This is a genomic window from Streptomyces sp. ML-6 (genome assembly GCF_030116705.1).
Lineage (GTDB): Bacteria > Actinomycetota > Actinomycetes > Streptomycetales > Streptomycetaceae > Streptomyces.
On record NZ_JAOTIK010000001.1, the window covers coordinates 3,568,582 to 3,588,964 of the forward strand.

17 protein-coding genes and 1 pseudogene are annotated in these 20,383 nt (G+C 72.3%); 7 read left to right on the forward strand and 11 right to left on the reverse strand.

What is annotated here, in order from left to right:
- The first annotated feature begins 122 nt into the window (after positions 1-122).
- From OCT49_RS15625 to OCT49_RS15640, 4 genes and pseudogenes are all read left to right on the forward strand, one after another.
- Positions 123-2,105 (forward strand): serine/threonine-protein kinase, encoded by a 1,983-nt coding sequence (locus OCT49_RS15625; protein ID WP_283852496.1) that lies wholly within the window; start codon positions 123-125, stop codon positions 2,103-2,105.
- Between the two features lie 29 nt (positions 2,106-2,134).
- A pseudogene (locus OCT49_RS15630) lies at positions 2,135-2,299 on the forward strand (transcriptional regulator); the annotation flags it as partial.
- Positions 2,296-2,442 (forward strand): DUF397 domain-containing protein, encoded by a 147-nt coding sequence (locus OCT49_RS15635; protein ID WP_283852497.1) that lies wholly within the window; start codon positions 2,296-2,298, stop codon positions 2,440-2,442. The pseudogene OCT49_RS15630 and the gene OCT49_RS15635, both read left to right, overlap by 4 nt.
- A 197-nt stretch (positions 2,443-2,639) precedes the next feature.
- The gene (locus OCT49_RS15640; protein WP_283855813.1) at positions 2,640-4,295 is read left to right on the forward strand and encodes a PucR family transcriptional regulator; all 1,656 of its coding nucleotides are present in this window, start codon (positions 2,640-2,642) and stop codon (positions 4,293-4,295) included.
- Positions 4,296-4,400: 105 nt separating this feature from the next.
- On the opposite strand, the gene OCT49_RS15645 is transcribed toward OCT49_RS15640, so the two are convergent.
- The 3 genes from OCT49_RS15645 to OCT49_RS15655 form a co-directional block, all read right to left on the reverse strand.
- On the reverse strand, positions 4,401-5,291 hold the full coding sequence (locus OCT49_RS15645; RefSeq protein WP_283852498.1) for a glycoside hydrolase family 19 protein: 891 nt from the start codon (positions 5,289-5,291) through the stop codon (positions 4,401-4,403).
- 232 nt (positions 5,292-5,523) lie between these two features.
- The gene (locus OCT49_RS15650; protein WP_283852499.1) at positions 5,524-6,399 is read right to left on the reverse strand and encodes a glycoside hydrolase family 19 protein; all 876 of its coding nucleotides are present in this window, start codon (positions 6,397-6,399) and stop codon (positions 5,524-5,526) included.
- A 234-nt stretch (positions 6,400-6,633) separates the two neighbouring features.
- Positions 6,634-7,917: an adenylosuccinate synthase gene (locus OCT49_RS15655; RefSeq protein ID WP_283852500.1), complete on the reverse strand. Its 1,284-nt coding sequence runs from the start codon at positions 7,915-7,917 to the stop codon at positions 6,634-6,636.
- Between the two features lie 187 nt (positions 7,918-8,104).
- Between OCT49_RS15655 and OCT49_RS15660 the strand changes: the two genes are divergently transcribed.
- Complete coding sequence (locus OCT49_RS15660) at positions 8,105-8,965, forward strand: diacylglycerol kinase family protein (RefSeq protein ID WP_283852501.1); 861 nt, start codon at positions 8,105-8,107, stop codon at positions 8,963-8,965.
- Positions 8,966-9,305: 340 nt separating this feature from the next.
- Here the strand turns inward: OCT49_RS15660 and OCT49_RS15665 are convergent, their stop codons facing one another.
- Positions 9,306-9,836, reverse strand: coding sequence for a GbsR/MarR family transcriptional regulator (locus OCT49_RS15665; protein WP_283852502.1), 531 nt, complete (start codon positions 9,834-9,836; stop codon positions 9,306-9,308).
- Positions 9,837-9,945: 109 nt separating this feature from the next.
- Between OCT49_RS15665 and OCT49_RS15670 the strand changes: the two genes are divergently transcribed.
- Together OCT49_RS15670 and OCT49_RS15675 are read left to right on the forward strand one after the other, a co-directional pair.
- Positions 9,946-10,872 (forward strand): ABC transporter ATP-binding protein, encoded by a 927-nt coding sequence (locus OCT49_RS15670; protein ID WP_283852503.1) that lies wholly within the window; start codon positions 9,946-9,948, stop codon positions 10,870-10,872.
- On the forward strand, positions 10,869-12,503 hold the full coding sequence (locus OCT49_RS15675; RefSeq protein ID WP_283852504.1) for an ABC transporter permease: 1,635 nt from the start codon (positions 10,869-10,871) through the stop codon (positions 12,501-12,503). The genes OCT49_RS15670 and OCT49_RS15675 overlap by 4 nt, the downstream gene beginning before the upstream one ends.
- A gap of 178 nt (positions 12,504-12,681) precedes the next feature.
- Here OCT49_RS15675 and OCT49_RS15680 read toward each other — a convergent pair whose 3' ends face one another.
- From OCT49_RS15680 to OCT49_RS15710, 7 genes are all read right to left on the reverse strand, one after another.
- Positions 12,682-13,911, reverse strand: a complete 1,230-nt coding sequence (locus OCT49_RS15680; protein ID WP_283852505.1) for a cytochrome P450 — start codon at positions 13,909-13,911, stop codon at positions 12,682-12,684.
- 254 nt (positions 13,912-14,165) lie between these two features.
- Positions 14,166-14,843, reverse strand: coding sequence for a response regulator (locus OCT49_RS15685; protein ID WP_283852506.1), 678 nt, complete (start codon positions 14,841-14,843; stop codon positions 14,166-14,168).
- The gene (locus OCT49_RS15690; protein ID WP_283855814.1) at positions 14,840-16,210 is read right to left on the reverse strand and encodes a sensor histidine kinase; all 1,371 of its coding nucleotides are present in this window, start codon (positions 16,208-16,210) and stop codon (positions 14,840-14,842) included. The genes OCT49_RS15685 and OCT49_RS15690 overlap by 4 nt, the downstream gene beginning before the upstream one ends.
- Positions 16,211-16,430: 220 nt before the next feature.
- Positions 16,431-17,354 (reverse strand): alpha/beta hydrolase family protein, encoded by a 924-nt coding sequence (locus tag OCT49_RS15695; RefSeq protein WP_283852507.1) that lies wholly within the window; start codon positions 17,352-17,354, stop codon positions 16,431-16,433.
- Between the two features lie 174 nt (positions 17,355-17,528).
- Entirely contained in the window at positions 17,529-18,770 is a 1,242-nt protein-coding gene (gene kynU / locus OCT49_RS15700; protein WP_283852508.1) for a kynureninase, read from the reverse strand.
- On the reverse strand, positions 18,763-19,611 hold the full coding sequence (locus OCT49_RS15705; RefSeq protein ID WP_283852509.1) for a tryptophan 2,3-dioxygenase family protein: 849 nt from the start codon (positions 19,609-19,611) through the stop codon (positions 18,763-18,765). The genes kynU and OCT49_RS15705 overlap by 8 nt, the downstream gene beginning before the upstream one ends.
- Before the next feature lie 257 nt (positions 19,612-19,868).
- Positions 19,869-20,282, reverse strand: coding sequence for a DUF3151 domain-containing protein (locus tag OCT49_RS15710; RefSeq protein WP_283852510.1), 414 nt, complete (start codon positions 20,280-20,282; stop codon positions 19,869-19,871).
- Between the last annotated feature and the right edge of the window lie 101 nt (positions 20,283-20,383).

Here is a 20,383-nt window from a genome sequence, read left to right on the forward strand (position 1 = left end):
GGGACGGGGGCGCACTTCGCAACCGTCCCGCCCACGCCGTGCGTGGGTCCCTATGATCGAGCGAGCCATGCCAGGCACCGCTACAAAAACAGCTCGACCCCGGGGGAAGGACGTCCAGCGCCATGCAGAGCCTGACGCCACAGGATCCGCGCGCCATCGGTGCGTACCGGCTGCTCGCCCGGCTCGGCGAAGGCGGCATGGGGCAGGTGTTCCTCGCCAGGTCGGCGAACGGCCGCACGGTCGCGGTGAAACTCGTCCGCCCCGAGCTGGCCGCCCGGCAGGAGTTCCGCGACCGGTTCCGCCACGAGGTGCGGGCCGCCCGCCAGGTCGGCTCCGCCTGGACCGCCCCCGTGCTGGACGCGGACACGGAGGCGGACGTGCCCTGGGTCGCGACCGGCTACGTCGCCGGGCCGTCCCTCCACGCCACCGTCACCGGTCGGCCCCGCTCCGCCCCGGGCACCCCGTCCGACGCGTACGGCCCCCTGACCGAGCGCTCGGTCCACATCCTGGGCGCGGGCCTCGCCCACGCCCTCCAGGACATCCACGCCGCCGGGATCGTCCACCGGGACCTCAAGCCCTCCAACATCCTGCTGACGATCGACGGGCCGCGCGTCATCGACTTCGGCATAGCCAGGGCCCTGCACACCGTCACCGACGGCGGCGTCACCCGCACCGGGGCCCTGATCGGCTCACCCGGTTTCATGGCGCCCGAGCAGGTGCGGGGCGAACGGGTCACCCCGGCGTGCGATGTCTTCTGCCTCGGCTCGGTACTGGCGTACGCCTCGACCGGCCGGCTCCCCTTCGGCACCTCCGACAGCGGCGCGCACGCCCAGATGTTCCGGATCGCACAGGAGGACCCGGACCTGACCGGCGTCCCCGTGGACCTCGTCGAACTGATCGGGGACTGCCTGCACAAGGACCCCGCCGCCCGCCCCACGACGGACGCGATCCTGGACCGCCTGGCCGACGGCGACACCGCCGAGCCCTGGCTCCCCGGCGCGCTCATCGCCCAACTCGGGCGCCATGCCGTCGAATTGCTGGACTACGAGGACCCTGCGGAGCCCGAGGACCCCGAAGACCCCGAGGCTCCCGAGGACGCGGACGGGCCCGAACCCGTACCGGACAAGGGCCCCCCGGCCGCCGCAGCCGCAGCCGCAGCCGCTGCGGCAGTCACGCCCCCGACGCCTCCCACGGCCCCCGTGCCTCACACACCTCCCGCACCTCCCGCGGACCGCCCCGTTCACGCGTTTCCCACCGCGCCCGGGACTCCGGCCCCGTCTCCTTCCACGCCCGCACCGGCCCACTCCCCCGCGTACGGCTACCCGCAGCAACAGCCCGCCCAGCCGCACCCCGCCCAGGGCTTCGGCCCCGGGTACGGCTATCCGCAGACCTCACCGCCTCCTCCGCCTCCGCAGCAGCAGCAGCAGCAGCACTACGGTTTCGGCGCCGTGCCCCCGAACGGGACGCCCCCGTTCGGTCCGCCGTACCCCGCCGCCACCCCGCAGCCCGGTCCCGAACCGGAACGCCGCGGCCGGGGCTCGACCGTGGCCCTCATCCTCGTCGCCGTGCTGGTCGCCATAGGCGCGGGCGGTTCCGTCTACGCCCTCATGAACGAGAAGGGGAAGGGAACCACGGCGTCTCCCACCGGTTCCCCGTCCCCCACCGGCACCTCGTCGGGCTCCCCCGGCTCCGGCGGCCCGTCCACCGCGGCCCCCACCCCCACCGACGACGTGAAGAACGGCGACGGCCCCATCCCTTCCGGCTACCTCGGCTCCTGGTCGAGCTCCATCGACAACGACACGGGGCGCTCCACCCGCAAGCTCGTCATCCAGCAGGGCGAGGTCGGCGACACCGTCCTCAACCTCACCGCGGACGGCCCGCTCGACACCGGCGACTCCTACCACTGCGTCTTCCAGGCCGAGCTGGCCTCCGAACCGGCCCCGGGCGGCCCCGTCGAGATCGGCCCCTCCACGGTCACGGTGGGCGAACCCATGACGTCCTGCACCGCGGGCAAGGCCACCACGCTCACCCTGCTCCCGGACGGGAGCCTGCGCCGCGAGAACACCGAGAGCGGCGAGAAGCTCACGTACACGAAGGACGACTGACCGCGCCCCGGCCGCCCGGCCGCCTGGGCCACGAACGCCTCGCCCACCTGGAACCCCAGGACGAAAGTCTGCTGATCAGCGCTCCCGGGAAGGTGAGCACGTATGCCCAGCGCCATGCGGAGATCCGGTCACAGACCATGGGGCCTCGTGAATCGCTGGGCTTCATCGAGCAGTTGGCAGGAGTAGAGGAATGAGCAACACCTTTCGGTGGTTCAAATCCAGCTACAGCGCCAGCGGCGGCAACTGCATCGAGGTGGCCTTCGAAAGGGCAACGGTTGCGGACGACGGCAACAGCCACCCCCGTGAGCTGCCGCCGTCGCCCCCCATGCCCCCGTAACACTCTCCCCCAGGGGCTTCCGCAACCGTGTTCGAAATTTTAGGTGCTGTCCCGGAAGCCCAAAAGCTTCACTTCGCACTGTGTGAGCCCTCTCGGGTAACAACCCGCACAGTCAAACCGGTACTCTGCACTCCGGTTTTTTCGGTGGAAGCGGAGGATGCGTGCGCGCGCGGGAACGGGCCGACGACGTACTGCGGATGTACCGGCTGGCCCGGTCGGGCGGGTCCCGGGAGCTCCTGCGCTGGGTGTCCGGCCGGGCCGCGGGCTGGGCCGGGCTGGTCGACGGCGACGGCACCGTTCTGCACTGCGTGGTCCGGAGCGCGGACGGCATGGGCGCCGAGTCCGCCGCGCTGGCGGGCGAGTACGTGCGGGAGATGGCGGGGATCGACGCGCACTCCTTCTCGTGCGACCGGGGAGCGCACACCGTGCTGCTGTTCCCGCTGGACGGACCGCCGGACTCCGCCGCCCCGACCCTGGTCGTGGTCGCGCCGCGCCCGCTGCCCGAAGGGCTCCCCACCCTGCTCGCCGACGTGACGATGCCGCTGACCATGTGCTGGGCGGCGGAGTCGGTGGAACGCAGGCGGCGACGCGTCGACCTCGCGGAGTCCCGGGGCCGGGAGGCGGTGCTGCACCTGCTGATGACAGGTCAGCTGTCCATCGCGCACCAGGTGGCGGGGGCGCTGAAGCCCACGTTGCCCGACCCCGTCCGGGTGTACGTCGTGGAGTGCCCGGTCGGCAGCCGGGACGAGGTGATGCGGATCTGCACGCGGCTGTCCGGCGGCCGGTCCTGGATCGTGCGGTGCCCGGTGTACTCGCGCCACGTGATCCTCGTCGTACCGGCGGACACCGGCACCTACACCGGTGCGGGCACAGGCACAGGCACAGGCACAGGCACAGGTGCGGGCACGGACGGGGAGGGGGCCGGGGCCGGGGCCGAACAGTGGCTGGGCATCCGGGTCGCCGACGCGGTGGCCGAGTGCGTGGTCGGGGCCAGCGAGGACGTACCGCTGTCCGACACCGCGACCGGGTACCGGCAGGCGTTCCACGCGCTGGCCGTGGCCCGTGGGCTGCCCGCCCGGCACGCCCGCTTCGGTTCGGCGCAGGAGCCCGCCGTGGTCGCCGGGGAGGCCGGGGCCCGTTGGGCGAAGGCGCTGCTGAACCCGCTGCTCACCCATGTACCGCGGCGCAGCCACGACCCGGGCAGCCAGGAACTCGCGGCGACCCTCGCCTCCTGGCTCGCGTTCTCCTCGCACGCGACCCAGCACCTGAAGATCCACCGCAACACCCTGGCCGCCCGGCTCCGGCTGATCGGCGAACTGCTCGGGCTCGATCTGAGCCGGGTCGGCGACCAGGCCGCCCTCGACCTGGCCCTGCGCATCCGCGCCACCCCCACCACTCTCCCGACGGCCGCCGCCGACGGGCCGGAATCCCAGGAGCCCCCGGAATCCCCGGAGTCCCCGGCGCTCCACCGCCTGGACGACATCCTGCGCACCCCGGCCATGCAGGAATGGGCGGCTCAGCAACTGCGCCCGCTGACCGGTTCCGACAGTCCCGGGAACACTTCCAGGACCACTTCCGGAACCACTTCCAAGAACGCCGCCGATCCGCGGGAGACGCTCCGCACCTGGCTGGAGTGCGAGGCCCGGACGGCCGCGACCGCGGACGCGCTGGGCATCTCCGTACCCGGGGTCCGCAAGCGGCTCACCCGGCTCGAATCGGCACTCGGGCGCTCCCTGCTCCAGGCTCCGAGCGCCCGCTACGACCTGTGGCTGGCCTTCCGCGCCCTGGACCTGGCGGAGGCCGGAACGGCCCGAACGGCCCGAACAGCCGGAACAGCCCGAACGGCCCGTTGAACCGCACCGGCCGCCCCGACGGGTGGGTCGGGACGGCCGGTGCGGGTCAGCGGGGTCAGCAGTTCGAGCAGGGTCAGCGGAGTCAGCAGGGCCGACAGAGGCCGGTCAGCAGCTCAGGTTGGAGCCGGGGGTGGTGCCGAGGATGGCGGTGAACGCCTTGTAGCGGTCGATGCGGCTCTGGACCTGGGCGGGGTTGCCGCCGTTGCACTCCAGGGAGCCGTTGATCGAGCGGATGGTCTCGCCGAAGCCGGCGCCGTTCACCATGGCCTGGTGGGCCGTCATGGTGCCGGGGCCGTTCTGCGTGTTCCAGTACCAGAGGCCGGTCCGCCAGGCGATCGAGGCGTTCTGCTCCACCAGGTACGGGTTGCCCAGCAGGTCGATGCCGAGCGCGTCACCGGCGGCCTTGTAGTTGAAGTTCCAGCTGAGCTGGATCGGACCGCGCCCGTAGTACGCGGCCTGGCCGGCCGGGCAACCGTACGGCTGGCTGCTGTCGCAGTAGTGCGGGTAGTTGGACGTGTTCTGCTCGACCACGTACACCAGACCGCCCGTCTCGTGGCTGACGTTGGCGAGGAACGCCGCTGCCTCCTGGCGCTTGACGGTGTCGCTGCCGGTGTTCGCGAAGCCCGGGTAGGCGCTCAGGGCATCGGTCAGGCCCTGGTACGTGTAGAAGGAATTCCGGTTCGGGAACATCTGGTTGAACTGGGCCTCGCTGACGACGAAGCCGGACGGGTCCGGCCCACCCGGGTCCGTACCACCGTCACCACAACTGCCCTGGTCCGCCCAGACGTCGGAGCTGCCGGGAGTCTCGTTCTGGGTCCACCACTTGGCGGTCCAGTTGTGGCCGTTGTGGGAGGCCGTCTTGCCCCCCGTGTAGACGGACGAGGAGTTCCAGGGAGCCGCGCACTCCGCCGCGGCCGCGGTGGAGGCGGGAAGGACGACGAGCAGCGCGACGAGCGCACCGAGCGCGGTCAGCAGACCCATGACACGCCTGACCATGTGATCACTCCTTCGATGCGGCGCACCGGGCTGGGCGGTGCGCCGCCATGGGGGGTTGACCGTCACTCAAGCGTCGATGGTCTGGACCTGTCAAGGTATGGACCATCACCGAATATTCTTCCGAGCCCGCCGCACACGGCGGACCGGCCGATGAAACCAGCCAGCGAACTCCCCTACCAGAACCACATGTTGAAGAGAAGTCAGCAGATCAGCAGGCCATTGAGGTCAGCGGTCAGCAGCCCAGCCGGGAACCCGGCGCCACGCCGAGGATGCCGGTGATCCGTTCGTACTTGGCGACCCGGGCCGCGACCGATTCGGGATTGCCGCCGTCGCACTCCAGGGCGCCATTGAGCGAACGGATCGTCTCGCCGAAGCCCGCGCCGCCGACCATCGCCTCGTGCGAGGTCATGGTGCCGGGGCCGTTCTGGGTGTTCCAGTACCAGAGCGCCGTCTGCCAGGCGACGGACGGATCCTGCTCGACCAGCCAGGGGTTGTGGAGGAGGTCGAGGCCGAGGGCGTCACCGGCGGTCTTGTAGTTGAAGTTCCAGCTGAACATGATCGGGCCGCGCCCGTAGTACGCGGTTTGCCCGGCCGGGCAGCCGTACGGCCGGCTGTAGTCGCACTTGCGCCAGTAGTTGGCCTCGTTGATCTCCTTCACGTACCGCAGTCCGACCGACTCGAAGTCGGCGTGGGTCAGGAACGCCGCCGCCTCCCGGGCCCGTGTGGCCGGTGTTCCGGTGTTCGCGAAACCCGGGTAGGCGCTCAGGGCGTCGATCAGGCCCTGGTACGTGTAGAAGGGGTCGCGGTCCGGGAAGATCTCGTCGAACTGCGCCTCGCTGATGACGAAGTCGGAGACCCCGCCCGTGCAGGCGCCCCGGTCCTCCCAGGCGCCCGTGGCACCCGGGTTCTCGTTCAGCGTCCACCACTTGGCCGTCCAGTTGCGGCCGTGGTGCGAGACGGTGCCGCCCGCCGAGTAGGCCGTGGAGGAACTCCAGAGGGGCGCGCACCGGACCGCCCCGGGGGCCTCCGGAGCCGGGGCCGCGGCGGACGCGGCGGGGGCGGGGAGGAACACGGCCGTCGCGAGGACGGCGGCGAGGGCACCCGACACGGACAGAAGGCTCTTGATGCGTTTCAGCGCTGCTCACTCCTTCGGAAGGGCACGCCGAACACCTCAGCGGGCCGTCGGAACGTCCCGCCACTCAAGTCGCATTGGTCTGGACCTGTCAAGGTCTGGTCCAACGGACGGAAGTTCCCCGGCCACGAGCGGAACGGGGGTGGGCCGGGACGCGCGGCCCCGGCCCACCCCCGTTCAGGTCCGTGCCCCTGGAGGAAGCCGTGCCCCTCAGAGGAAGGAGTTGATCTCGATGGTCTCGGTGCGGCCGGGGCCGACGCCGATCGCGGAGATCGGGGCGCCGGACATGTCCTCCAGCGCCTTCACGTACGCCTGCGCGTTCTTCGGCAGGTCACCGAAGGTCTTGGCCTTCGTGATGTCCTCGGACCAGCCCGGCAGCATCTCGTAGACCGGCTTCGCGTGGTGGAAGTCGGTCTGGCTGTACGGGAGTTCCTCGACGCGCTTGCCGTCGATCTCGTACGCGACGCACACCGGGATCTGCTCCCAGCCGGTCAGCACGTCCAGCTTGGTGAGGAAGAAGTCGGTGAGGCCGTTGACCCGGGTCGCGTACCGCGCGATCACCGCGTCGAACCAGCCGCAGCGACGGTCGCGGCCGGTGGTGACACCGCGCTCGCCACCGATCCGGCGCAGCGCCTCGCCGTCCTCGTCGAACAGCTCCGTCGGGAACGGGCCGGCGCCGACGCGGGTGGTGTACGCCTTGAGGATGCCGATGACCCGGGTGATCTTCGTCGGACCCACACCGGCACCGGTGCAGGCGCCGCCCGCGGTCGGGTTCGAGGAGGTGACGAAGGGGTACGTGCCGTGGTCCACGTCGAGCAGCGTGCCCTGGCCGCCCTCGAAGAGGACGACCTTGCCCTCGTCGATGGCGTTGTTCAGGACGAGCGTCGTGTCGGCGACGTACGGCTTGATCTGCTCCGCGTACTGGAGCATCTCCTCGACGATCTTGTCGGCCTCGATCGCCCGGCGGTTGAAGACCTTGGCGAGGAGCTGGTTCTTCTGCTCCAGGGCCGCCTCGACCTTCTGCGCCAGGATCGACTCGTCGTAGAGGTCCTGGACGCGGATGCCCACCCGGTTGATCTTGTCGGCGTACGTCGGGCCGATGCCGCGACCGGTCGTGCCGATCTTGCGCTTCCCGAGGAACCGTTCCGTCACCTTGTCGACGGTGACGTTGTACGGGGTGATCAAATGGGCGTTACCGCTGATCAGCAGCTTGGACGTGTCCACGCCGCGCTCGTTCAGCCCACTCAGCTCGGAGAGCAGGACGGCCGGGTCGACGACGACACCGTTTCCGATGACCGGGGTGCACCCCGGCGAAAGGATTCCGGAGGGGAGGAGATGCAGTGCGTACTTCTGGTCTCCGACGACCACCGTGTGACCGGCGTTGTTGCCGCCCTGGTAGCGCACCACATAGTCCACGGATCCACCGAGGAGGTCGGTGGCCTTTCCCTTGCCCTCGTCACCCCACTGAGCACCGAGCAGCACAAGTGCGGGCACAGGCGTACACCCCTTCCGGGCGGGGCATGTCCAAGGTCAGGGGGCGTACGTAAACGTCGTACATGCCGTACGACGATGTACGACAAGACCTGAACCGTCGAACCGGGTGCCCCGGATATAGACGAAGCCCCTGGCGCAATAGCGCAAGGGGCTCTTGCACCAAGATGCTACCCGAGGAAGGACCGAGGTGTCGGCTGCCCAGCCCCCCGGCGACGGTGCGCACCAGCTGCTGGTGGTCATCGACCCGGTCGCCCGCCGGACCGACGGCGAGTCCGTCCGTATCGCGAAGGACGTGCTGAGCGCCGGTTCGCACGCCAAGATCTGCCTGCCGGACGGGCCCGAGGAATTCGCCCGGGCCCTGTCCCGCCGGGGCAGTCGGCGGCCGGTGGTGGTCGGCGACGACCGGGCGCTGCGGCGGGCGGTGATCCAGCTGCACCGGGAACGGGAACCGGCCGAGAACGCCCTCGCGCTGATCCCGGTCGGTGCCGCGGCCGCGCTGGAACTCGCCCATTCGCTCGGCGTGCCCCGGGGCGCGGTGGCGGCGGCGCGCACCGCGCTGGACGGCGCCGTGCGCAGGCTCGACCTGCTGGTCGACGACAGCGACGGGGTGGTCCTGGGCGCGCTGCACCTCCCGGCCCTGGGCACGCTGCCGGGCGCGGCGGCGGCCCGGACGGGGGCCACGGCGGTCTGGGACACCTGCCGGTCCCTGGTCCGCACCCTGGTGCGCCCCGCCCCGCCGACGCCCGCCGGGCCGGTGGCCACGCACCGGCTGCGGGTCGAGGCCGACGGGGTCCTGCTGAACGACCTGGACCACCCGGTCGAATCGGTGACCGTGACCTCGCGGGGCTGCGGCGGCGGCCTCGCCGAGGTGGTGGTCCGTCCCCCGGCCGCCGCGCCGGTGACGGCGGAGGCGAAGGCGGTCACGGTCTCGGGCGCGGACTTCCGCTACCGGGCGGACATACAGGTGGGTGGCCCGGTCCGGACGAGGACCTGGACGGTGCGGGCGGGGGCCTGGGGCCTGATGCTGCCGCCCACGAGCGAGGGATAGGCGCCGGGCGCGGAGCAGAACGGCCGCGGGATCAGGAACGAACACGGGGCAGGGGCGAAGCCGGGGCAGGGACGGGCCCGGCCTCGGGGTCGGGCCCGCACTCGGACCCGGGCCCGGACTCTGGCTCGGGCCCGGACTCTGGCTCGGGCCCGGACTCTGGCTCGGGCCCGGACTCTGGCTCGGGCTCGCCCATTGGAGCGGAATCGGGCGCGGGCCCGCCGGTACGGCCGTTCGGGCGACCCGGGGGGCGCGGACGAAGTCCGGGGCCGGGCTCAGGCTTCGGGCCCGGGGCCGGGGTCGGGCCCGGGCCCGGGCTCGGGCTCGGGATCAGGGCTGGGGATCAGGACTGGGGAAGGCTGTCGCGGCCCGGGAGGTCGAGCGTCTTGCGGTGCTCGCGCCAGCGCTCCATCATCCCGCTCAGCTCCGCCTGCAGGAACTCGAAGAACGCCACCGTCTCGGCGAGGCGGACGCCGGCCGGGGTGTCCTCGCCCAGGGTGCGGACGCCTTCCCTGAGGGTGTTCTCCCACCGGGTCAGCACCTGGTCGCGTCTGGCGAAGGTGGTGTACCAGACCTCGTCGTGCACGCGGTAGCGGTCACGGCGCGAGCCGGGATCGCGTTCGCGGCCGACCATGCTGACCTGCGTGAGGTAGCTGATCGCACCGGACACGGCCGCCGGGCTGATCTGCAACGCCATGGCGAGCTCGGCGGAGGTCATGGAACCGTCGTCGTCCGCGAGGAGCGCGGTGAACACCCGGGCCGCCATCCGCTGCATCCCGGCCTCGGTCATCTCGGACGCGAACCGCTCGACGAACCGCGACACGGCCTCCGCATCACGCCCGGAGCGCACGTCCTGCTCGGTCTCGCTGGTCATCGTCCGATCGTCTCCCCTGCTCTTGTGCTCTTGCCGACCCCCGCCACGCCCCCAACTTTATATGTTTCCTTAGCTTCACAAATTCATGAAAGTAGCGTACGTTCAAAACATGACGAAGGCAATCACGGTGGCCGGGCTGCACAAGTCGTTCGGTCGGACACACGCACTGGACGGCCTCGACCTCACGGTCGAGACCGGCGAGGTCCACGGCTTCCTCGGGCCCAACGGGTCGGGGAAGTCCACCACCATCCGGGTGCTGCTGGGCCTGCTGCGGGCAGACTCGGGCACCGCCCGGCTCCTCGGCCGCGACCCGTGGGCCGACGCGGTCGAACTGCACCGGAGAGTGGCGTACGTCCCGGGTGACGTCACGCTGTGGCGCAACCTCTCCGGGGGCGAGGTCATCGACCTGTACGGGCGGCTGCGCGGCGGTCTCGACCGGACCCGGCGCGCCGACCTCGTCGAGCGGTTCGAGCTGGACCCGACCAAGAAGGGGCGAACGTACTCCAAGGGGAACCGGCAGAAGGTCGCCCTCGTCGCCGCGTTCGCCTCCGACGTGGACCTGCTGATCCTGGACGAGCCGACCAGCGGTCTCGATCCGCTGATGGAGGAGGTCTTCCAGGACTGCGTCGCCGAGGAGCGGGCGCGCGGACGGACGGTCCTGCTGTCCAGCCACATCCTCAGCGAGGTCGAGTCGCTCTGCGACCGGGTGAGCATCATCCGGCAGGGCCGGACGGTGGAGTCGGGTTCGCTGGCGGACATGCGCCACCTGACGCGCACGAACATCAGCGCCGAGCTGGCCGGCCCGCCGAACGGGCTCGCGCAGCTGCCCGGGGTCCACGACCTCGACGTCCAGGGCCTGCGGGTCACGCTCCAGGTCGACACGGACAAGCTGGACGCCGTCCTCGGATCGCTCTCCGCGTCGGGGGTGCGGACGCTGACCAGTACCCCGCCGACGCTGGAGGAGCTGTTCCTGCGTCACTACGCGACGGCGGACCCGGACCGCGGCGGCGAGGGTGCGGGGGTGGCGGCGCGATGACTGCCGTAACCATGACGTCCCCGGCCGGCGCCCGGCCCCGGACCCGGGCCGGGAGCGGGCGGCTGGCCGGCACGGGGGCGCTGCTGCGGCTCGCCCTGCGCCGCGACCGGATCATCATGCCGCTCTGGGTGCTCGTGCTCGGCGGCTCCTTCCCGTCCGTCGGGAAGTCCCTCGCCTCGCTGTACGACACCGCCGGCCGACGTGCCGAGCTCGCCGCTTCGATGAACGGCAACAGCTCGCTCCGGGCGATGTACGGGCCGGTCTTCGACGACTCCGTCGGCGGGCTCGTCAGCTGGCGGATGGTCGCCTTCGGCGCCGCGCTGGCGGCCGTGATGAATCTGATCGTCGTCGTCCGGCACACCCGGGAGGAAGAGGAGACCGGCCGCCAGGAGATGCTCTCCTCCGCGATGGTGGGACGCCTCGCCCCGCTGACCGCCGCGCTCCTCGCCGCAGTGATCGCCGACGCGGGGCTGGCGCTGGTGATCGTGGCGGGCATGGCCGGGTCCGGTGCGGGCGGCGCGGGGGCGGTGGCGCTGGCCCTGGCGGTCGCCGGCGTCGGGGCGCTGTTCGCCTGTACCGCCGCGATCGCCGCGCAGTTCACCGAGAGCGCGCGGCTCGCGAAGGGGCTCACGGCCGCGGTGATCGGTGCCGCGTTCGTGCTGAAGGCGGCGGGCGACTCGGCGACGGACGACGGTTCGTCCGTGCTGACCTGGCTCTCCCCCATCGGCTGGGCGGAGAACGTGCGCGCCTACGCGGACGAGCGCTGGTGGGTGCTGCTCGTCGTCGCGGCGGCGATCGCGGTCCAGGCCGCCGTCGCGTACGCCCTGACCGGGCGGCGGGATGTCGGCATGAGCTTCCTGGCAACCCGGCCGGGGCCCGCGGAGGGCCGGATCTCCACGGCGTTCGGCCTCGCGCTGCGGCTCCAGCGCGGTGCGCTGACCGGGTGGACGCTGTCCTTCGCCGCGGTCGGGGTCGTCTTCGGCGGGCTGACCGGCGGGGCGGCCGATCTCGTCGGGGACAACGAGAAGACGAGGGATATCTTCGAGCGGATGGGCGGGCAGGCCGGTCTGACCGACGCGTTCCTCGCCGCGATGGTCTCGATGCTGGGAATGGTCGCGGCGCTGTACATCGTCGCGTCGGCGCTGAGACCGCACGGCGAGGAGACCACCGGCCGCGCCGAACCGGTGCTGGCGGCCGGGGTGGGGCGGATCGGGTGGGCGGCCGGCCATCTGGTCATCGCGTTCGGCGGCGCCGCCCTGCTCATGGTGGTCGGCGGCCTCGGCCTGGCCGCCGGTTACGGGCACGACCTCCCGGCCGTGCTGGGGGCGGCGCTGGTCCAGCTCCCGGCGGTCTGGCTGCTGGGCGGGGTGACGGTCCTGCTGTACGGGGTGCTCCCGAAGGCGGCAGCGGCGGCCTGGGGTGTGGCCGGGGTCTGTCTGGCGCTGGGGTGGCTCGGCCCGGCCATCGATGTTCCGCAGGCGGTGATGAACGTGTCGCCGTTCACGCACCTGCCCAAGCTGCCGGGGGGCACAGGAATGGAGTGGGGCCCGGTGTTCGCGCTCACCGCGGCCGCGGTGGTGCTGACCGGGGCGGGGCTGGGCGCGCTGAGACGACGTGACGTGCTGAGCTGAGCCGGGGCGGGGCGGGGCCGAAGCTCCAAGGGGCCGGGGCTCCATGGAGGCGCGGAGCCGGGGACGGGAAGCCGGGAGGGAGCAGGGCGCAGGGAAGAGGGAGCAGGGAGGGAGGAGCCGGGGCGGGGCGGAGCGGGGTGTTCCCGGCCCTGCCCTCCCTCTCCCTCCCCTCCCCCTGTCACAGCTCCACGCGGAGTTCCTTCAGGCCCCTGATCACGTAACCCGGGTTCCACTCCGGTTCGGTCACCAGCCGCATGTCCGGGGCGCGGCGCAGCAGTTCGCCGAAGGAGGCGGCGAGTTCGACGCGGGCCAACGGGGCTCCCAGGCAGAAGTGGATGCCCGCGCCGAAGGTGGTGTGCGGGTTGTCCCGGCGGGCCAGGTCCAGGGTGTCGGGGTCGGTGAAGCGGGCCGGGTCGCGGTTCGCGGAGCCGAAGAGCAGGGCGACCTCCGAGCCGCGCGGAATGACCGTGCCGTCGATCTCGATGTCGTCGAGGACCCAGCGCTCGAACATCTGCAGAGGGGTGTCGTACCGCATCAGTTCCTCGATCGCCGTCGGCAGCAGCCCGTGGTCGGCGCGCAGGGCGGCCAGCTGCTCGGGGTGGCGCAGCAGCGTCCACCAGCCGTTCACCGTGGTGTTGACGGTCGCCTCGTGACCGGCGTTCAGCAGGAGCACGCAGGTGGAGATCATTTCCTGCTCGCTCAGCCGCTCCCCCTCGTCGTGGGCGGCGATGAGCGCGGAGATCAGGTCCGTACCGGGGTTCTTGCGCCGCTCCTCGATCAGTTCGCGCAGGTACGCGGAGAAGTCGAGCGAGGCGCGGACGGCGGCCCGCGCGGTCTCGTCGGACGGGTTCAGTTCGAACATCCCGCAGATCGCCGCGGACCAGGGCCGCAGCGGGGCCCGGTCGGATTCCGGGATGCCGAGCATCTCGGCGATGACGGCCACGGGCAGCGGTTCGGCGACGGCCGTGAGCAGGTCGCCGCCGCCCGCCTCGACGAAGGAGTCGACCAGTTCGGCGGCCAGCCGCCGCACGGTCGGGACGAGTTGCTCGACCGTGCGCGGGGTGAACGCCTTGGAGACCAGTCGCCGGATGCGGGTGTGGTCGGGGGCCTCCAGATCGAGGAGCCCCTGCCCGTTGAGGGTGTGGAACGGCTCGTGCTCGGCGGGCGGCGGGGTGCGGCCGAACTCCTCGTGGGTGAAGCGGTGCAGGTACGTGCGACCCAGCCGACGGTCGCGCAGCAGCGCGGAGACATCGGCGTGGTGCGGGACGAGCCACTGGTCGGTCGGCTCGAAGCGGTGCACCCGGCCGGCGGTCCGCAGCGCGGCGTAGGCGGGGTACGGGTCGGCGACGAAGGCCGGGGACCAGGGGTCGAAGCGGGCATCGGCCGCAGAGGGGGAGGACTGGTGCATGGTCGGACGCTAACCGGCCCCGGCACCCGCCGACCACCCGCCCACCCCTGCCGACCGCTGTCCGCACCCGGCCGACTCCCGCCCGGGCCGGGCCGTAACTCCCCGGGTCGAGCCGTACCTGCCCGCGTCCGGCTGGCTCCTGCCCGCGTCCGGCTGGCTCCTGCCCGGGCCGGGCCGTACCCACTGGACCAGGCCGTGCCTCTCCGTACCCTGCCCCGGTCCTCCCTCCGGCCTCCGGCTGGCCGGCTGCCGGTTCAGGAGGGGGTGACCAGGCGGGCCTCGTACGCGAAGACGGCTGCCTGGGTGCGGTCGCGCAGGCCCAGTTTCACCAGGATGCGGCTGACGTGCGTCTTGATGGTGGACTCGGCAACGACCAGGTGCGAGGCGATCTCGGCGTTGGACCGGCCCTGCGCGATGAGCACCAGCACTTCCGTCTCGCGCTCGGTGAGGTCGCCGATCCGGGCGAGGGCGGGCGGGCGCGGGCTCTCCGCGATCTTCGAGAACTCGTTGATCAGCCGCTTGGTGACGGTCGGGGCGAGCAACGCCTCACCGGCGGCCACCACCCGCACCCCGTCGGCGAGCTGGCGGGCGGAGGCGTCCTTGAGGAGGAAGCCGGACGCCCCGGCGCGCAGCGCCTGGTACACGTACTCGTCGAGGTCGAAGGTGGTCAGCACCAGCACCTTGGCGTCCGCGTCGGCGGCCACGATCTCGCGGGTCGCCTCGATGCCGTTGAGTTCCGGCATGCGGATGTCCATCAGGACCACGTCGGGACGCAGGGCCGCGACCTGCGCGATGGCCTGCCTGCCGTCGACGGCCTCGCCGACGACCTCGATGCCCGGCATGGCGTTGAGCAGTACCGAGAAGCCCTCGCGGACCATCATCTGGTCGTCGACGATCAGCACCCGGATGGCCGGGATGGTGGGGATGCTCATGTGCGTTCCGCCTGCTCCGTGCGTTCCGTGCGTTCCAGGTGCTCCGGCTGCCCCGGGGCCTTCGTGAGTTTCGTCTTCCCGGAACCGGACCCGGACTCGGAACCGGAACCGGAACCGCGTGTCCCGGCCTGTTCCCGGTCCCGGGGTTCGGCGGGCTGCACGGGAATGAAGGCGGTGATCTCGTAACCGCCCTCGTCCGTGGCCTCGGCCGTCATGGCGCCGTCCAGCATCGCGACCCGCTCCCGCATCCCCGTGATGCCGTGTCCGGCACCCGGCGAGGGCTTCACCGGACCGGTCGGCGGCCCGTTGACGATCCGCAGGCCGAGCCCGCCCAGCACATAGCTGATCTCCACCCCGGCGGTGGCGCCCGGCGCATGCCGCAGCGTGTTGCTGAGGGCCTCCTGGATGATCCGGTACGCCGACAGCTCGACGCCCTGCGGCAGCTCCCGCACCGCACCGGTCACCGTCTTCTCCGTCTCCAGCCCCGCCTCGCGCACATTGGCGAGGAGTCCGTCGAGCTGGGCGAGGGTGGGCTGCGGAGCATCCGGCGCCTGGTAGTCCTCGGCCCGTACGACACCGAGGACCCGGCGCAGTTCGGTGAGGGCGGCGACGGCGTTCTCCCGGATCGTGGCGAACGCCTGCTCCAGCTCGGGCGGCGGGTTCTCCACCCGGTACGGGGCGGCCTCGGCCTGGATCGCGACGACCGACATGTGGTGCGCGACCACGTCGTGCAGCTCGCGGGCGATGTTGGTGCGCTCCTCCAGCAGCGTGCGCCGGTCGCGTTCGACGGCGGTCACGGTGCGCTGCACGGTCACCTCGCGCTCGGCGTCGCGCCGGATCTGCACCATGGCGACCACGAGCAGGGCGAACGCGGAGACCACGGCCATGCCCACGGTGCTCGACGTGGAATGCCCGGCCAGGTTGTCCATGAACGTGCCGAGGAGCACGGTGAGGACCCACATCCAGGCGGCGGTGCGCGGCCGGGTCCTGGCCGCGACGACGATCAGCACGACCAGGTGCCCGAGGAAGGTGCTCGCCCCCCACGGCCATCCCTGCTCGCCGAGTATCGCGGTCGCCGGGCTCGTCGCGAACGATATCCAGAACGCGCCGACCGGCCTGACCAGCGTCATCGCGACGCAGATGGCCGGAATCACCGAGACCATCTTCTCGATGGGGTGATCCGAACCGGCGACCCCCAACAGGAAGGTGATGAGCGCGGCGAACAGCACCACCGCGTGCAGTGCCCACACGGCACGTGGCCGCATCCGCTTCGGCAGCAGTCGGGCCATCGGCCCGCCGGTCCGCAGCGGCGGCATCGGACGATAGGCGAACGCGTCGTGGAAAAGGGCCTGCCGGAGGCCGCTCATCGCCCCCGCAGCCATCCGGTACTCCGGGCTCCTGCTCTTGGTCTCGGTCACGCCACCACGGTAGGGGGCGGCCCCGGGCCCGGTCGTCAGCAGTGATACGGATTCCGCGCCGTCCGTCGCAAGTACTACACGCTCCTCCGCGCCGCCCTGCCGCACCGCCGCGCCACCCACCGTCGCGCCGCGCCGCCCGTGCCCCGCCTGCCCGTGCTCCCCCGCTCACTCACCAGGCCAGCTGTGCGAGCTCCTCCGCCACGACCGCGCACGCGTCCGCCGCCGGGTCGATGAGGGGGAAGTGGCCGATGTCGGACAGCAGGGTCAGCCCCACCGTCTCGCCCGCCCTCGCCGCCGCGTCGACGAATGCCTCCGCGACCGCCTGCGGCACGTCCGGGTCGGCGGTGCCCTGCACCACGGTGGTCGCGATGCCGGTGGGCAGCAGTACGGCCGGGTCGGTGAGCGGCGCCCGCTCCTCGTGGTCCTCCGCACGGCCCAGGAGCTGGCCGACCGCCCCCGAGCACACGTCCAGCCGCACGGCGGTGGCGAAGTCGGCGATCGGCGCGAGGGCCACGACCCCCCGCAGCGGCGGCGGTTCGGGCAGCCGCCACGGCGAGTCCCCGGGCAGTACGTGACGGGCGGCGGCCCACAGGGCCAGGTGCCCGCCGGCGGAGTGCCCGGTGAGGACGATCCGCCGGGTGTCGGCCGCCGGGAGTTCCCGGGCCAGCAGTCCGGGCAGCGCGTCCATCGCGGCGGCGACGTCGTCGAAGGTGTCCGGCCAGCGGCCCGCGACCGGGCCGTCCGCCCCCTGCCCCGGTGTCCCGCCGCCGCGCCGGTACTCGACGCTGGCCACGGCGAACCCGCGCCGGGCCAGGAAGTCCGCGAACGGCGACACGTGCTGCCGGTCGTACGGCGCCCGCCACGCCCCGCCGTGCAGGACGACCACGACCGGCGCACCGGCCCGGCCGTCGCGCGGGGCGTAGAAGTCGACCAGCTGGTCGGGGTGGTCCCCGTAGGCGGCGGATGCGTCGGGGGCAACGGGCGGATGCGAGAAGACCGACTCGATCTCGGCCGCCTCCCGGGCCCGCGCGACCGAACCGGCGGAATCCACAGAAGCAGCGGCGGATGCGGCAGAAACAGCAGAATCCGACATGGTGCTCCAACCGTCCGTCCTGTGCGGGGGCCCGGGTCCGGCGCCGGGCTCGACCGGCCTGATCTGCGGGGACGGTACCAGCACGGCCGACCCCTGTCCCGACCGAGGAGCCACAGCGGAAAAGCACGGGGCGGGGTGCGGGAACCGTCTCGGCCCCGCCCCCGCCCCCGGGCCTCAGCCCTTCTCCGCCAGAGCCTCGTCCGGACTCTCGTCCAGTACCTCGCCCAGCACCCGCGCCGCCCGCGCCACGTCCGCGAACCCGACGTACAGCGGCGTGAATCCGAACCGCAGCACGTCCGGCCGGCGCAGGTCGCCGACGACGCCCCGGGCGATGAGCGCGCCCATCACCCGTTCCGCGTCCGCGCAGCGCAGCGCGACCTGGCTGCCGCGTTCGGCGTGCGCGGCCGGGGTGACCGAGGTGACCCGGCCCTCCGGCACGTACGCGGCGACGCACTCCAGGAAGAAGTCCGTCAGCGCCAGGGACTTGGCCCGCACCTCGTCGACCGACACCCCGTCCCACACGTCCAGCGACGCCTCGAGCGCCAGCATGGACAGGATGTCGGGGGTGCCGACCCGGCCCCGCACGGCACCGTCCGCCGGGGTGTAGCCGGGGGTCATGCCGAACGGGTCGGCGTGCGACGTCCACCCCGGCAGGGGCGAGTCGAAGACCCCCTGGTGGCGTTCGGCGACGTACAGGTAGGCGGGCGAACCCGGACCGCCGTTCAGGTACTTGTACGTGCAGCCGACCGCCAGGTCCACGCCGTGCTCGTCGAGGCCCACGGGCAGGGCGCCCGCGCTGTGGCACAGGTCCCAGACCGCGACGGCGCCCGCCCCGCGCACGGCGGCGGTGAGTGCGGGCAGGTCGTGGAGCCTGCCGGTGCGGTAGTCGACGTGGTTGAGCAGCACGGCCGCGGTACGGGGGCCCAGCGCGCCGGGCACCTCGGCGGGAGCGACCGGGACGAGCCGGTGGCCGGTCATCCGGGCCGCGGACGCGGCGATGTACCCGTCCGTCGGGAACGTCGTCGCGTCGACCAGGATCTCGTCCCGTCCCTCCGGCGCCAGCCGGGTCGCGGCGACGACGGCCTTGAAGACGTTCACGCTGGTGGAGTCGCCGACGACGATCTGGCCCGCGGCGGCCCCGACCAGCGGGGCGATCCGGTCGCCGATCCGTTCCGGCGCGGTCCACCAGCCGCTCTCGTCCCAGGACCGGATGCGCAGCTCGCCCCACTCGCGGGTGAGGACCTCCTGCACCCGGGCGGGCACGTGCGCGGGCAGCGCACCGAGCGAGTTGCCGTCGAGGTAGACGGTGTCGTCGAGGACGAACAGCTTCCGCCGTTCCGCGAGCGGGTCGGCGGCATCGAGCTCCGCGGCACGCGCGTCGAGCCCCTCGGGAGTGGTCGCGAAGGTCTCAGACATGGCTGCGCGCCGTCCACAGCTCGGGGAAGACGTTCTTCGTGGCCCGCTTCTCCAGCCAGGCGACCCCGGCGGAACCGCCGGTGCCGGTCTTCGAGCCCATCGCGCGCCGGGTGGCGACGAGGTGGTCGTTGCGCCAGCGCCAGACCAGCTCGCCGACGTCGGTGAGCGCCTCGCCGAGCCGGACCAGGTCCTCGTACCGGTCGGGGTCGGCGTATATCTCCGCCCAGACGGCCTCGACCTCGGGGGACGGCTCGTACTTCTGCGTCAGGTCCCGGTCGAGGACGGACTGCGGCACGGCGTGGCCGCGCCGGGCGAGCAGGGCGAGCGTCTCGTCGTACAGCCCCGGTTCGGCGAGCGCCTTCTCCAGCTCGGCGTGGACACGGGGCGCGCCCTTGTGCGGCACGAGCATGGACGCGGACTTCTCGCCCAGCAGGAATTCCATCCGCCGGTACATCGCCGACTGGAAACCGGAACCCTCGCCGAGGGCGGACCGGTAGGAGTTGAACTGGGCGGGGGTGAGCTGGGAGAGCGGGTTCCAGGAGGCGTTGAGCGCCTCCAGTTCGCGCACCGACCGCTTGAGCGCGTCGCGCGCGACGGTCAGCCGGTCCCCGCGCAGGGCGTGCGCGGCGGTTTCCCACTCGTGGACGATGACGGTGAACCACAGCTCCATGACCTGGGTGGTGACCAGGAAGACCATCTCGCCCGGATCGTCGGAGAGAGGGTGCTGGAGGTGGGTCAGGACGTCCGCCTGGACGTAGTCCTCGTACGGGGTCGTTCCCGCGAAGTCGAGGTGCGGGGTCTGCGCACCGGTGGCTTCGGGGTCGGGGTGGATCGTCGACATCGCTGTCTCCTCGACACGAGCTTCCGGGTAGCGGTCCGCCCCTTCCGTGAGGTGATGGAGCTCCGGTCCCCTGCTCGCATACTAAACGGAGCCCGAAAAGCACGCGGACCCCGCGGACGCGCCCCTTCCGGGAGGCACGTCGCGGGGTCCGGACCGTCCTTGTACGTACGGGTACGTCCTGGAGGTACGTCCCGGAGCGATCGCGGCCCGGGACGGGGACGCCCCGGGCCTGTCCGCTCCTGTCCTGCCCTGTCCGGCTAGCCGAGGGTTTCGGCGGCGGTCGGCGAGGAGTCGCGCAGGAACGTCGAGCAGCGCTCGTACTCGTCCTGCTCGCCGATCTCCCGGGCGGCCCGCGCCAGGGCGTGCAGGGCGCGCAGGAAGCCGCGGTTCGGCTCGTGCTCGAACGGCACGGGGCCGTGGCCCTTCCAGCCGGCCCTGCGCAGCGCGTCGAGGCCGCGGTGGTAGCCGGTGCGGGCGTAGGCGTACGACTCGATGGTGCGACCGCCCTCGAACGCCTCGTCGGCGAGCTGTGCCCAGGCCAGGGAGGAGGTCGGGTACTTCGCGGCGACGTCGGCGGGGGCCGTGCCGTTCGCGAGCAGCTCGCGCGGCTCCGGGTCGTCGGGCAGGTGGGTCGGGGGCGGGCCCCCGAGCAGATTCTCGTGGATCGACATGGGTTCAAGTGTGCCTGGCGCATGGGTGCCGGGGGTAGCCGGGCAACGCGCCCGGGCCGTCGCTCGCACCCCGCCCGCGCCGGCGGTACGGGCACGGGGAC

Excerpts from the sequence above, each read along its gene's own strand:
- OCT49_RS15625 (WP_283852496.1), top strand. The coding sequence starts at position 123 with ATGCAGAGCCTGACGCCACAGGATCCGCGCGCCATCGGTGCGTACCGG.
- OCT49_RS15635 (WP_283852497.1), top strand. The coding sequence starts at position 2,296 with ATGAGCAACACCTTTCGGTGGTTCAAATCCAGCTACAGCGCCAGCGGC.
- OCT49_RS15640 (WP_283855813.1), top strand. The coding sequence starts at position 2,640 with ATGTACCGGCTGGCCCGGTCGGGCGGGTCCCGGGAGCTCCTGCGCTGG.
- OCT49_RS15645 (WP_283852498.1), bottom strand. The coding sequence starts at position 5,291 with ATGGTCAGGCGTGTCATGGGTCTGCTGACCGCGCTCGGTGCGCTCGTC.
- OCT49_RS15665 (WP_283852502.1), bottom strand. The coding sequence starts at position 9,836 with ATGACCAGCGAGACCGAGCAGGACGTGCGCTCCGGGCGTGATGCGGAG.
- OCT49_RS15670 (WP_283852503.1), top strand. The coding sequence starts at position 9,946 with ATGACGAAGGCAATCACGGTGGCCGGGCTGCACAAGTCGTTCGGTCGG.
- OCT49_RS15675 (WP_283852504.1), top strand. The coding sequence starts at position 10,869 with ATGACTGCCGTAACCATGACGTCCCCGGCCGGCGCCCGGCCCCGGACC.
- OCT49_RS15680 (WP_283852505.1), bottom strand. The coding sequence starts at position 13,911 with ATGCACCAGTCCTCCCCCTCTGCGGCCGATGCCCGCTTCGACCCCTGG.
- OCT49_RS15685 (WP_283852506.1), bottom strand. The coding sequence starts at position 14,843 with ATGAGCATCCCCACCATCCCGGCCATCCGGGTGCTGATCGTCGACGAC.
- OCT49_RS15690 (WP_283855814.1), bottom strand. The coding sequence starts at position 16,210 with ATGAGCGGCCTCCGGCAGGCCCTTTTCCACGACGCGTTCGCCTATCGT.
- OCT49_RS15695 (WP_283852507.1), bottom strand. The coding sequence starts at position 17,354 with ATGTCGGATTCTGCTGTTTCTGCCGCATCCGCCGCTGCTTCTGTGGAT.
- kynU (WP_283852508.1), bottom strand. The coding sequence starts at position 18,770 with ATGTCTGAGACCTTCGCGACCACTCCCGAGGGGCTCGACGCGCGTGCC.
- OCT49_RS15705 (WP_283852509.1), bottom strand. The coding sequence starts at position 19,611 with ATGTCGACGATCCACCCCGACCCCGAAGCCACCGGTGCGCAGACCCCG.
- OCT49_RS15710 (WP_283852510.1), bottom strand. The coding sequence starts at position 20,282 with ATGTCGATCCACGAGAATCTGCTCGGGGGCCCGCCCCCGACCCACCTG.